The following is a 12,465-nucleotide window of genomic DNA, read 5'->3' on the forward strand; positions in this document are numbered from 1 at the left end:
TGCTTCCCGGGTCACCATTGGCTGGTCAAAGCGCCTCGGCCTTGACCAGAGAGTGCACATCTTCAACCCGAGCCGCCTCCAGATCACTTTCGGTAATGCCAAAACGCTGACCCATCAGGTCTTCGATCCCGTGGACCATCGCCAGCGCGTCCAGCCCGTAGTACCGCATCAGATACGGGCGCGAACCGCCATGGGCATAGGTGTCTTTCAGTCCCAGCCGCACCAGGCGCTTGCCGACCCCTGCGTCTGCCATGGTCTCGGCTACCAGCGAACCGATGCCACCCTCGGTCACGTGGTTTTCCAGCGTCACTACGCCATGCTGTACCGACCCGATGTGATCCAGCAGCGCCTTGTGGTCAAAAGGCTTGATCGTGTGCAGATGCAGATGCCGGATCGACAGGCCCGCGCGCGAAAGGGCCGACCGCGCGCGCATGGCCTCTTCTGTACAAATCCCGGCAGTGACCACCAGAATGTCATTCCCGGTTGACAGCTCGCGCATTTCGCCAACCCTGATCGGCGTCTCGAATAGGCGCGGCACAGACCCACGCAAGACCCGGCACCAGACCGGACCATCAATGCTGTCGGCGGCTTCACAGATACTTTCCACCTCGGTGGCGTCACCGGTCTCCAGGATTGTCATGTTCGGAATCGACCGCATGACCGAAATATCCTCGATCGATTGGTGGGTCATTCCGCCCGGAGTGGTGACGCCGGGGAGAAACCCCATAAGACGAACCTTGCGCCGCGGATAGGCGATCGAAGCCATCAGTTGATCGTAGGGACGCCTGTACATGAACACGCCGAATGTGTGGATAAATGGCCGGAAACCGGCCAAACCCAATCCTCCGGCAAAACTCATCATGTTCTGCTCTGCCATGCCCAGGCTCAGAAACTGATCCGGGTAACGATCGCGAAATCCATCGACCTCACATGATGAGGTCAGATCCGCCGACAGGCACAGAATGTCGGTATTGCCAGCCGCGAAAGCTTCGAAAGCCTTGGCATAGGGTCGGGATACCATTTCTACCATATCGCGGGTTCCTCAGTGCAGATAGTCAACAGGGTCGACACCGAGATCGGCGGCGATGGACTGGTTCATGCGGGCTCGTTCGTCTTCGGATTTGAAGCGTACGTAGTGCAGCCGCGGAAAACGTTCCTCAAGGATCGACATCGTATGGAACGGGTTTGTTCGGGCGAGAATGATCAGCGGTTTGCCATCATGCGGCTCGCGCACCGCATCGCGCATCGCGCCGATATCGTGACCGTCGATTTCGACGCAGGCCGCTCCGAAGTCTAGGAATTTGGTGCGAATATCCCCAACTTCCATCACGCTGGACATGGCGCCGTCGCATTGCTGGTCGTTCACATCCATGATGGCAAACAGGTTGTCGATACCGTGATAGGCCGCGGCTTGGACGGCTTCCCATGTCTGGCCTTCCTGCACTTCACCGTCGGACATAAACACCCAGGTGCGCCCGGCGTCGCCACGCAATTTGCGGCCGTAGGCCAGACCGGCACCCGTTGAAAGGCCGATGCCCAGCGTGCCATTGTGCACTTCCATGCCGGGGCTATGCTCTGCGCCAATCATTTCGACGCTCGAACCGTCCTTGTTGAACATCTCCAACCCCTCGGAGGCCATGCGGCCAACCTCGATGAGAGTTGCGTAGGCGACCAAAGCATAATGCGCCGGCGCGATAAACAACCTATCAAATTCCGGTGTCGCTGGCCCGTTGTAGCCTGCGCCTGTGTGGTAGTCTGGATTCGAAGGCGACGGCACGCCTTCGAACGGCTTAGGGATTAGGGGCAACGTGGGCGAACCCAGATTTAATTCTTCATTATATAGCCAAGCGAGCTGTTCCCCGGCAGAGCAAGCCTGTGACAGATACCCGCCGTTGTTTCGCATGGAGTGTTCAAAAACACGACGCCTGATTCCAAGCGCGACCTCTTCCGTGGTCTTGTCATTGCGCATTGCGCATGCCTCCTTAGTGAAATACACGGTTGCCCAATGAAATATCATATGACATATTATTTTACAAATGTAAAAAATAATGTCTAGGGATGGCAATGGATAGGCGTCGTAAAAATCCCCGAATGACCGTCGCGCATTGGGGCGCCTACCGTATCGAGGAACGCGATAGCGGGGTTGCCCTGCATCCAAATCCAGAAAACCCTTCGCCTGCGCGCATCGGAAACGGCTGGATTTCGGCGGCCACAGACAAAAAAGCCCGCATCCTGCAGCCGGCAATCCGCAGGGGCTGGTTAGACGGTGACGCAGGCCAAGACCGATGCCGGGATGCCTATGTGCAGGTTCCCTGGGACCAAGCGTTGGACATAACGGCACGCGAGATTGCACGCGTGGTCAAGAAGCATGGAAATCACAGCATTTTCGGCGGGTCATACGGCTGGGCCAGTGCAGGTCGGTTTCACCACAGCCAGTCGCAGTTGCGGCGATTCCTCAATATGATCGGCGGTTACGTATCAGCCCGCGATACTTATTCGCACGCGGCGGCCGAGGTGATCCTGCCCTACATCACCGGTATGCCGTTGAAGGAGGTCGAAGAAGGGCTGACAAGCTGGCCGTTGATTGCAGAAAACTGCACAATGATGCTTGCATTCGGTGGTATCTCGGGGCGGACCTCTCAGATCGCATCCGGCGGGACCTGGGCGCATGAGGTTCAGGACTGGTTGCACCGCGCCGCCAGAAACGGGATGCGAACCATCTGTGTATCACCGCTCGACAACGACCACGATGTGGTCCCGGCTGAGACTTGGTTGCCAATCCGTCCCGGCTCGGACGTGGCGCTGATGCTGGCGTTGGCATATGAACTGATCCGCAACGATCTTCAGGACGACGCGTTTCTGCAGCGCTATACACATGGGTACGACCAATTCCGGTCCTACGTAATGGGCGATGCAGATGGTGTCGCAAAGTCGCCAGACTGGGCGGGGCCATTATGCGATCTCAATCCATCGGAGATCTCCGAACTGGCCGTCATGCTCTCGCGCGAGAATGTCATGATCTCAGTCGCATGGGGGCTACAACGTGCCGATCACGGCGAGCAGGTCGTCTGGGCCGCACTCGCGCTTGCCTGTTTGCTTGGTCAGATCGGTCAGCCGGGCACTGGATTTGGATTTGGATACGGATCAACGACACCACCCGGTCGACCGCGGCGCTTCATCCACTGGCCATCGATGCCGCAGGGCAGGAATCGGGTGGATGATTTCATTCCGGTTGCACGCGTCGCAGATATGCTGCTGAACTCTGGTGGTCACTACACCTATGACGGCCAGACCCGTTCTTACCCCGATATCCGGCTGGTCTATTGGTGTGGCGGCAATCCGTTCCATCACCATCAGGATCTGTTGCGGCTGGAAAAGGCTTGGATGCGCCCCGAAACGGTGATCGTGCAAGACCACAGCTGGACCGCAACCGCCAGGCGTGCGGATATAGTACTGCCCGCTACGACGCCGCTGGAACGCGACGATCTGTTTATCAATCGGCGTGATCCCAACCTGATCGCAATGCGCCGCGTGCTGGAGCCAGTGGGTCAAGGGCGACACGATCACGACATTTTTTGCGGTCTGGCAGCCCGACTTGGAATAGAACAAGATTTCACCGAAGGGCGCGACGCAGCCAGTTGGCAGGAATGGCTGTGGCATGAATGCCGCGCAGTGGCCAACAGCGAAGGTATCAATCTGCCGGACTATGAACACTTTCTAGAGGCAGGGCATTTCGAACTCCCTGACAGCCATCAGACACGCATCCTGTTCAGCGACTTTATTGATGATCCGGACGGTAACCCGTTGAACACCCCTAGCGGCCGGATTGAGCTGTACAGCGAGGTGATAGCGGCGATGGGCCATGCCGACTGCCCCGCTCACCCCGCTTGGCTGGAGCCTGTCGAGTGGTTGGGCGAGGCGGCGGCCGACCAACTGCACTTGATCTCGAACCAGCCCGCAACCCGCCTGCACAGCCAGTTGGACAATGGGCTGACCAGCCGTAGCGACAAGATCGAAGGTCGGGAAAAGTGCCGTTTACATCCGGCAAGGGCCGCGTCACTGGGACTGCAACAAGGTGATATCGTGCGAATTTTCAACGACCGCGGAGCTTGCCTGGCAGGTGTCGAATTGTCTGAGCATATGCGGCGCGACGTTGTGGTTTTGCCAACAGGGGCCTGGCTGGATCTGCAAGAGACTCCGATCGGACGGCTCGAGGTGCATGGCAATCCCAACGTGTTGACCATCGACAAAGGGGCGTCGGCGCTTTCGCAAGGCAACATCAGTCATACAGCACTGGTGCGGGTTGAGAAATGGGACGGGCCCCTGCCTGAGATACGGGCATTCGACCCGCCAGAATTTGTATCGCGGAACACTTAGGGTGCATGAGGTGGCTCATATGGAACAGCTTTGGCTGGGCATCGATGCGGGAACGACCGCGATAAAGGCTGGCGTCTATCAGCGCGACGGAAACTGCGTGGCAACCGGCGCATGCCCCAGCGCGGTCAGTAGTCCGCAACCGGACCAATCACAGCAAAACATGGAACAGGTTTGGGACGGTGTGTGCACTGCGGTCCGCGCAGCGCTGCAGGAAGTTGATCCGGCCCGGATCGCCAGCGTCGGGATCGCCGCGCAGGGTGACGGGCTTTGGGCTGTAGATGGCGCCGGCGCACCGGTTGGTCCGGCAATCCTTTGGAACGATACACGCTCGGCTAAAGTGCTTGAGAGGCTGAGCGCGGATCAACAGGCAGTGATCAACCGCACAAGCCATACGTCTCTTTGGCCAGGCACTTCCGGTACGATTCTTCGGTCACTCATGGACACGGCACCCGATCAGGCCGCACGGATCAAGCACGTGATGCATTGTGCAGGTTGGGTCGGCTATTGTCTGACAGGTGAAATGGCGGTGGACTATTCGGATGCCACTATTCCCTTTCTTGACCTGAACAGCCGCACCTACGCCAGCGCAGCCATGACGGCACTTGGGGTTGATGCTATCAAGTCTGCTTTGTTGCCACCCAAGTCGGCAGAAACACGGCTTGGTGAGATCAGCACAAGTGCTGCCAGCAAAACTGGCCTGATTGCTGGAACGCCCGTTTCAGTGGGAACGCTCGACTTGTCGGCAATGATTGTCGGCATGGGGATGGATCAGCCCGGCGATACTATGATGATCCTCGGGACAACCGCAGTGGTCAATATTCTGACAGACCAGATTACACCTTGCGATGCGCCGGTCGGCGCGACGGTGTTACACGTAAACGGGGAACTCATGACCCGTGTTCTTGCCCCAACAACCGGAGCGGCCGCCTTTGACTGGTTCTGCGCCTTGCATCCTAAGACGCTTGGGGGTGAAACCCCCGCCGAGATTGCATCCAAGCTGAACGCCTTGGCCGAAGCGGTTCCCCCGGGTTCGAACGGCGTTGTCTTCCTACCCTATCTCAACGGTGAACGTGCGCCCTTTGTCGAGCCAGATGCAAGCGGTGCCTTCTTTGGGCTGAAAGCCGTGAACACTAAGGCGGATATGGGTCGCGCAGTGATGGAAGGCACGGCATTCAGCCTGCGCCATTGTTACCTGGCCGAGCGAGGGCACCTTCCGCAAGCACCGATCCGATTGACAGGGGGGGGCGCTAAGAATGCGCTCTGGTGTCAGATCATCGCGGATGTCATGCAAACCCCGATCGAAGTCAGCGCAGCATCGGATCACGGGCTTTGGGGGGCAGCATGCCTTGGAGCGGCGGCAAATGGTCAGGGCGAGGCCTGCGTGCTTGCGCGTCGAACCGAGGAAGCCTTGACCTATAAGCCAGACCCCAAGGCGGCTCGACCTTATGAAATCGCATTTGGCAGATACGCGGCACTATCCGAAACCTGCCAGACCCTTTGGGCCCAGCAAAAAGGCAAGGACCAGACATGACCAATATGATGAAAGCTGCAGTATACCATGCGTTGGACGATATCCGGCTAGAGGAGCGGCCTATTCCGGAAATCGGGCGTGACGAGATTTTGCTCAAGACGCTGGCCTGCGGTCTTTGCGGTGGCGAGACAATGGCCTGGTACAAGAAAGCCGAGCCTAAGGTATTGGGCCACGAACCGATTGGCGAAGTGGTTGAGGTCGGTGCGGATGTTGTTGACTACAAGATTGGCGACCGGCTGTTCATAAATCATCATGTAGGGCGGATCGACAGCCACTTGTCGCGGCGCGGCCATTTTACCCGCGATCCGTTCTACGCTTCTATGAAGCTCGATCCCGGTGGGGTTTGTGAATACTACAGAGTAACAGCGCAACACTTGCGCATGGATGCCCACAAGCTGCCCAAAAACATCTCGACCGAGGCGGCCGTGACCATCGAGCCATGGTCCTGCGTTCTGTCCGGTTTGAAAGTCTGCAATATCCAGCCCGGCGATACCGTGGCTGTTGTGGGCGCTGGGTTCATGGGGCAAGGGTTTGTGCATCTCGCACCACTTTTCGGGGCGGGCAAGGTCGTCGCACTCGATTTCTCGGATTGGCGTCTGACGAAAGCACGCGAATTCGGCGCGACACATACAATCAATCCCAAAACCAAAGACGCAGTCGAAGCGCTGCGCGCTGCAAACGGCGGCCGTCTGGCCGATACGGTAATCGTTATTGCACCGTTTCCGCAGGCCTGGGCCGATGCAGAGGCGTTGGTCGAGGTAGGCGGGACGCTACATCTGGGCGCGCCGCTGGCACCCGGAACCGATTGGGTGCGCGAAGGCAGCCGCGCCTATTTCGACCAAATCACGATCACGTCGCGTTACAGCTCGGATCACACGGATACCTACAGCTATATCCGTCTACTGGAAGCGGGCCGGATCAAAGCGGATGAGGCAATCTCGCACCGATTTGACATCTCGGACAGCGCAGAGGCTTTCGAGATGCTTCGAAAAGCTGAGAAGTCATTGAAGATTGTCGTCTACCCCCATGGAGTTCCCAAGGAGGCAGCCCATGCTTGAGGCGCTGAAGGAAGAGGTTTGCGAACAAAACCACGAACTGCCGGCCAATGGGTTGGTGGTGGGATCAGGCGGCAATGTGTCGGGGCGCGATCCCGAGACGGGCCTCGTAGTCATCAAGCCCTCTGGCGTGAAATTCAAAACACTGACGCCCGACACGATGGTCGTCGTTGATATGGATGGCCATGTCATCGAAGGAGATAAGAAACCGTCGGTCGATACTGGGGTACATCTCTACATCTATCGCAATCGCGCTGATGTGTTCGGCGTTACTCATACCCATTCGCCCTATGCGACTTCGTTTGCTGCGCGCGGTGAACGTATTCCTGCGATACTGACTCCGATCACACATATTCTGGGTCGCGACGTGCCTTGTTCGCGATACGCCACGCCGGGTGAAGTCGACACTGGTCAAGCGGTGATCGAAGCAGCTGACGGGGGCTATGCGGCCCTGGTACAGGCACATGGGGTCTTTACGATGGGCAAATCGGCCAGCGAATCGACATCGATTGCAATGTATTTGGAAGAGGCTGCAATGACCACGCATCTGGCCATGTGCCGCGGCCCCGTCGAAGAGCTGTCGCAGCAGGAAATTGATCGCTGCTTCAATTGGTTCCGCAAGAACTATGGTCAATCCGGGCAAAAAAACGTAAACGCATAAGATGCGCCGCGACGATCCTAACCGCCAGAAAGACAAAGACGCTCTGCTCGCCAATGTGGCTTTGCTCTACTATGGCGAGGGTCTTACTCAGAGTGAAATCGCTAAACGCCTCGGTGTGTCACGGCCCACCGTGGTGAACATGCTGCGCGACAGTCGCGATCGTGGAATTGTCGAGATTCGGGTGGCTGGTGAGGTGCTGTCAGGCTCGAACCTGTCTCGAGCTTTGTGCGATCAATTCGGGCTGCAGGACGCGTATATTGCCCGCTCACGCGACGGCAAGCGGCAGGCGACGCGCGCGGAAACCTTGCCGCAAGTCGCACGGGTTGCGGCGATGGCGATGCTAGACATCGTTCGGTCTGGCGATACGGTCGGTGTCGCATGGGGTGAGACGATCAAGGCTACTTCGCTGGCCATGAGCCGCAGTGATTTAAGCAACGTGACGGTGTGCCAAATGATCGGTTCTATGGTCTCTGATCGGGTTCCGACATCAGAAGACTGTACAATCCGTATTGCCAATTGCCTGAATGCCGAGTGTTTCACGCTGCATGCGCCGGCAGTGCTCTCCTCGACAGGGCTGGCGGATCAATTGAGGTCCGAGGCGACAATTGCTGCCCAACTCGACCGACTGAAGACCTTGGATGTGGCCGTGTTCTCGGTCGGCAATACTCACAGCGATACGCATCTTGTTGCTGCGGGGATCGCGGACGGAGATGAGCTGTCGCATGCTGTTTCGGCTGGGGCAGAAGGGATCTTGTGTGGCCGTTACATCGACCGTAAGGGTCAAGACATGAGCCTGCCGCCCGAGGATCGATTAATCGCCATTCAGATCGCGCAGCTGCGAGAGGTAGAGCGCAAGTTTCTAGTCGCTGCCGGAGAGGATCGCCTCGGCGCGGTCATGGCGGCAATTCGAGGTGGATTAGTTACTCATCTGTGTGTCGATGACGTGCTGGCTAAAAAGCTCTTGGCTCTGAGTTGACATCACCCGCTGTGCTCTTGGATTTCGTCAATAGTCAGCGGCGCTAGAGGGAAACTCCGCAGGCAATTAAATCTGCCTTATGACAAAACAATTGACATTTGTAAAATCTCGGCGCTACAATTAGCCTAATGGCCCAACTGAGGAGAATTGGGCGCTGGCTGTTGATGTCCATAGGGAGGATACCATGTCGAATTCCAAGGTTAGCTATGTTTCCAGGCGCAGCATTTTGAAGGGCGGCGCTGCGGCGACCGCTGCTCTGGCGGCGCCCAGTTTCTTTGTAGGCAAAGCGCATGCAGCAAACGAAAAACTGAAGATCGGTATCATTCCGGCCTATTCATTTGGCATCTATTGGCTGATTCAAGATCAAGGTTTCGCTCCAGGTGTCGAAATGGAGTTCAGTGTCTTCCCCTCGGGCCCGCCCGCGATTGAGGCAATGGTCGGCGGGTCGGTTGACGCGATCACGGTTGGATCGGTCCCACCTCTGGCTGCAATGGCGCGCAAGGTTGCCGATTTCCGCGAAGTTTCGATCTGTGGCGATGCGTCGGGCCTGTTCACCATTGTTGGCGCGCCGGGACTTTCGTCGCTTGCCGATCTGGAGGGCAAGCGGATCGCCGTAACTTCGGGGTCTAATTTCGACTTCTTCCTTGGCGTTGCGCTGGAGCAGGCAGGGCTGGCCGACATGGATCTAAAACGCATCAACATGGAGCCCATCGACGCACAGGCCGCGCTAATCGCCGGCGCGGTGGACGCCACCGTACCGCTGGCTACTTCGCGTGAGTTGATCTTTGACAAACTGCCAGGGGCCAGCATGCTTGTGGATGGATCGAAAATGCCGCTGGATGCGCGCCCGTCGATCATGGATGTCTTTATGACCACGCAGCAGACCATGGATGCCAATCAGGACGCGCTAATCGAGGTCGTTTCGGCCTTCCACAATCAGGGCGTCGACATGCTGCGCAATGACAACGAAGGCGTCGTCCAGCGCATGATTGCTTGGCAGGAAAGCGTAGGCCGGGCCGGTGTGACGGCCGAAGAGGTCGAACCGCTGCTGAATGGTTACTTCTACTTTGACACCAAAGAGATAAAGGATATCTATGCGCAAGGCGTGCTGTATAACGCTCTGGCGGTGCAATCCGAGTTCCTGGTCGCCAATGATCGCATACCAAGCATGCCGGATCTCGACGCCCTGATCAGCGACCAGATCGTCAGCAGACTCTGATATGGCACTGCTCGACCTCATGACCTCGAGGCGCCTGTGGCTGGGCGCCTTGTCGGTGGCAATGGTATTCGCCGCCTATATTTGGGTCACGAACCTACCGGACAATAACCCGGCGCTGTTGCCACCGATCTCGGACATCGTGAAGTCCTTTTTCACCAATCTCGAGTCAGGCAGTCTGATCACTGCGTTGGGGGCCAGCTTGTTCCGGATTTTCATGGGTTTTTTTATCGGCACGACGGCGGCGCTGGTAGTGGGCTGTTTGGTGGGCTGGTACAAAACGATAGAATATCTTGTCGATCCGCTGATCGAGGCGCTGCGCCCGATCCCGCCCCTGGCTTATATCCCGATCATTATCATTTGGTTCGGGATTGAAGAATTCAGCCGTGTTCTAATCATCTCGATTGCCTGTTTCATGGTCTGTGTGGTCAACGTGATCGCTGGTATGAAAAACGTTCCGCAGGTCTATGTGGACGCCGCCTCGACCATGGGCGCAAGCAGGTTTCAAGTGTTCCGAACGGTTGCTGTGCCTGCTGCAACACCGTTCATTATCACTGGATACCGAATTGCGCTTGGCGCGGCTTGGACTACGCTGGTGGCCTCGGAACTGCTGGCGGCGCAAAACGGTCTAGGCTTCCTGTTGCAGGAGGGGCGACGTTATTTCCTTACCGATCAAGTGATGATGGTGATTGTCATCATCGGCACCTGTGCATTCATCATGGACAGGATCTTCCGCCGAATTCAGGCACATCTCATGCAATGGTCGGAGGCGCGGGAATAATGCCAGAGATTAAAGTCGACAATCTGACTCACACCTTTGGCAAGGGTTCTCCAGGCGCGCTGACCGTGCTGGAAGGGATCGACATCACCTTTGAGTCGGGAAGCTTCAACTCAATCATCGGCACTTCGGGCTGTGGTAAGTCCACGCTTCTGAAAATGATGGCAGGGCTTTTCGACCCTTCGGATGGTCATATGACGTTGGATGGTGAGATCATCAAGGGTACCAATCGTCGTCGCGGCATGGTGTTCCAGCAGGATGCGGTGTTCCCCTGGATGACGGTCTCCAAGAACATCTCATACGGCCCACGCTTGCGTGGGGCTTCCAAAGCAGAACAGGCCGAGATCGAGGCAAAATGGACCGAGATGGTCGGGCTCAAAGGTTTCGAGGACCGCTGGCCGCGCGAATTGTCGGGCGGGATGCGCAAACGCGTCGACATAGGCCGGGTCTACGCCAACGACCCTGATGTTTTGCTGATGGATGAACCCTTTGGTGCGCTGGATGCGCAGACCAAGGAGCGGATGCAGTCAGACTTGCTGGAGACCTGGAATCAGACCAAAAAAACTGTTGTCTTCGTGACCCATGACATCGAAGAGGCGATCTTTCTGTCCGACAAGATCGTCGTGATGTCCGCGCGTCCGGGTCGTATTCACCATATCGAAGAGGTCGCCTTGCCTCGCCCCAGAACAGACGAAATGCGTCTGACCGAGGATTTTCTGGCCATCAAACGCCGACTTTGGGGTATGTTGGATCACTAGAGGCAGACCTCACAATGATTGCGCCTGGGTGTCAGAGCCGATAGCAATGAATCAAGTTTTGGCGTGTAAACTCTGTTGCCCGATGTGTGAACTCGAAGCAGTTGAGCATTTGATACTGCGACGAATGCCGCTCAATCGGAGGGCGGCTAAAGAATTGTCAAACTCTGTCGAGTAATAGGTTTGGACCGCCCGTACAGTGTTCAATTTCGGCTGTACGCGCTTATTTGCGATTAGTGCAGATTGCAGCATCAGGTAGATGTGGGCTCGGACCGGCCCAATGCATCTGCGGCGTTTCCCAGAGAACAAGCAACCGGACAACGGCCATTCAAACTACCTGTAAAATCCTGGCGTCAGCACGGTGCTGATGTCTGCGCCTGGCGGGAGTATTGGAGGGCAAACTATGCTAAGAGTCCAATTTCCCGCTGTCACTCCAAAAAGAAGAGCTTGGAACAAGGGCTGGATCATCGGCCAGAAACGACCGCTATTGCCGAAACAGGTCTGGGCAATCGGCGTGCGGCTCGAACTGGCGGGCAACTTGCGCGACCTTGGCTGTTCAACGTGGCAATTAATAGCAAGCTTCGCGGATGCGATTTGGTCAAACTGGCTGTCACTGACTTGATGAGGGATGATCGCGTTCGCGAAAGGGTGTCGGTGATCCAGAGCAAAACCAAGCGACCCGTTCAGTTCGAACTCTCTGAAAACACGTGGGACACTATTGCTGCGTGGATCAAATCACCGGAAATGATTGGCTGCCGTTTCATGTTTCCCAGCCGGTTTCACGACCGCCCGCATATCTCAAATCGCCAATATGGCCGACTTGTGCGTGATTGATGGCCACGATTGGGCTGGAACCCAGTGGACACGGCACCCATTCGCTGCGCAGGACTAAAGCTGCAGAGATTTACCGAAAAACCGGAAACCTTAGAGCAGTTCAATTGCTGATTGGACACACAAAGGTCGACAGCACTGTCCGATACCTTGGCGTCGAACTCGAAGATGCGTTGAGCATCGCCGAGCAAATCGACATTTGAACCACGTTAGCGGGCGGCACTTGTCGTTCGCCAATCTGGACCGGACTTACATTAGCGGTGCAGCAGTGGTTCGGACTGAGCC

10 protein-coding genes and 1 pseudogene are annotated in these 12,465 nt (G+C 57.0%); 9 read left to right on the forward strand and 2 right to left on the reverse strand.

Features of this window, described 5'->3' with window-relative positions:
- Window positions 1–25: 25 nt before the first annotated feature.
- Both ACR0I7_RS18150 and ACR0I7_RS18155 read right to left on the reverse strand, forming a co-directional pair.
- A complete protein-coding gene (locus ACR0I7_RS18150; RefSeq protein ID WP_480513530.1) occupies window positions 26–1,030 on the reverse strand; it encodes a transketolase family protein in 1,005 nt (334 codons plus the stop codon).
- Window positions 1,031–1,042: 12 nt separating this feature from the next.
- Complete coding sequence (locus ACR0I7_RS18155; RefSeq protein WP_480513532.1) at window positions 1,043–1,969, reverse strand: transketolase; 927 nt, start codon at window positions 1,967–1,969, stop codon at window positions 1,043–1,045.
- 122 nt (window positions 1,970–2,091) lie between these two features.
- Between ACR0I7_RS18155 and ACR0I7_RS18160 the strand changes: the two genes are divergently transcribed.
- From ACR0I7_RS18160 to ACR0I7_RS18200, 9 genes and pseudogenes are all read left to right on the forward strand, one after another.
- Window positions 2,092–4,377 (forward strand): molybdopterin-dependent oxidoreductase, encoded by a 2,286-nt coding sequence (locus tag ACR0I7_RS18160; protein ID WP_480513534.1) that lies wholly within the window; start codon window positions 2,092–2,094, stop codon window positions 4,375–4,377.
- A 19-nt stretch (window positions 4,378–4,396) separates the two neighbouring features.
- Window positions 4,397–5,908, forward strand: a complete 1,512-nt coding sequence (locus ACR0I7_RS18165; RefSeq protein ID WP_480513535.1) for an FGGY-family carbohydrate kinase — start codon at window positions 4,397–4,399, stop codon at window positions 5,906–5,908.
- Entirely contained in the window at window positions 5,905–6,966 is a 1,062-nt protein-coding gene (locus ACR0I7_RS18170; protein ID WP_480513537.1) for a zinc-binding dehydrogenase, read from the forward strand. Before ACR0I7_RS18165 ends, ACR0I7_RS18170 begins: the two co-directional genes overlap by 4 nt.
- Window positions 6,959–7,624, forward strand: a complete 666-nt coding sequence (locus tag ACR0I7_RS18175) for a class II aldolase/adducin family protein (RefSeq protein ID WP_480513539.1) — start codon at window positions 6,959–6,961, stop codon at window positions 7,622–7,624. The genes ACR0I7_RS18170 and ACR0I7_RS18175 overlap by 8 nt, the downstream gene beginning before the upstream one ends.
- A 1-nt stretch (window position 7,625) precedes the next feature.
- The gene (locus ACR0I7_RS18180) at window positions 7,626–8,600 is read left to right on the forward strand and encodes a sugar-binding transcriptional regulator (RefSeq protein ID WP_480513541.1); all 975 of its coding nucleotides are present in this window, start codon (window positions 7,626–7,628) and stop codon (window positions 8,598–8,600) included.
- Window positions 8,601–8,784: 184 nt separating this feature from the next.
- On the forward strand, window positions 8,785–9,819 hold the full coding sequence (locus tag ACR0I7_RS18185) for an ABC transporter substrate-binding protein (RefSeq protein WP_480513543.1): 1,035 nt from the start codon (window positions 8,785–8,787) through the stop codon (window positions 9,817–9,819).
- Window position 9,820: 1 nt separating this feature from the next.
- On the forward strand, window positions 9,821–10,597 hold the full coding sequence (locus ACR0I7_RS18190; protein WP_480513545.1) for an ABC transporter permease: 777 nt from the start codon (window positions 9,821–9,823) through the stop codon (window positions 10,595–10,597).
- Window positions 10,597–11,352 (forward strand): ABC transporter ATP-binding protein, encoded by a 756-nt coding sequence (locus ACR0I7_RS18195; protein ID WP_480513547.1) that lies wholly within the window; start codon window positions 10,597–10,599, stop codon window positions 11,350–11,352. The genes ACR0I7_RS18190 and ACR0I7_RS18195 overlap by 1 nt, the downstream gene beginning before the upstream one ends.
- Before the next feature lie 400 nt (window positions 11,353–11,752).
- Window positions 11,753–12,383 (forward strand): annotated as a pseudogene (locus tag ACR0I7_RS18200) (tyrosine-type recombinase/integrase).
- Window positions 12,384–12,465 lie beyond the last annotated feature (82 nt).

This window comes from Ruegeria sp. AM1 (assembly GCF_056540745.1).

What these genes read in the sequence shown, in the direction of transcription:
- ACR0I7_RS18150 (WP_480513530.1), bottom strand. Translation starts at nt 1,030, where the DNA reads ATGGTAGAAATGGTATCCCGACCCTATGCCAAGGCTTTCGAAGCTTTC.
- ACR0I7_RS18155 (WP_480513532.1), bottom strand. Translation starts at nt 1,969, where the DNA reads ATGCGCAATGACAAGACCACGGAAGAGGTCGCGCTTGGAATCAGGCGT.
- ACR0I7_RS18160 (WP_480513534.1), top strand. Translation starts at nt 2,092, where the DNA reads ATGACCGTCGCGCATTGGGGCGCCTACCGTATCGAGGAACGCGATAGC.
- ACR0I7_RS18165 (WP_480513535.1), top strand. Translation starts at nt 4,397, where the DNA reads ATGGAACAGCTTTGGCTGGGCATCGATGCGGGAACGACCGCGATAAAG.
- ACR0I7_RS18170 (WP_480513537.1), top strand. Translation starts at nt 5,905, where the DNA reads ATGACCAATATGATGAAAGCTGCAGTATACCATGCGTTGGACGATATC.
- ACR0I7_RS18175 (WP_480513539.1), top strand. Translation starts at nt 6,959, where the DNA reads ATGCTTGAGGCGCTGAAGGAAGAGGTTTGCGAACAAAACCACGAACTG.
- ACR0I7_RS18180 (WP_480513541.1), top strand. Translation starts at nt 7,626, where the DNA reads ATGCGCCGCGACGATCCTAACCGCCAGAAAGACAAAGACGCTCTGCTC.
- ACR0I7_RS18185 (WP_480513543.1), top strand. Translation starts at nt 8,785, where the DNA reads ATGTCGAATTCCAAGGTTAGCTATGTTTCCAGGCGCAGCATTTTGAAG.
- ACR0I7_RS18190 (WP_480513545.1), top strand. Translation starts at nt 9,821, where the DNA reads ATGGCACTGCTCGACCTCATGACCTCGAGGCGCCTGTGGCTGGGCGCC.
- ACR0I7_RS18195 (WP_480513547.1), top strand. Translation starts at nt 10,597, where the DNA reads ATGCCAGAGATTAAAGTCGACAATCTGACTCACACCTTTGGCAAGGGT.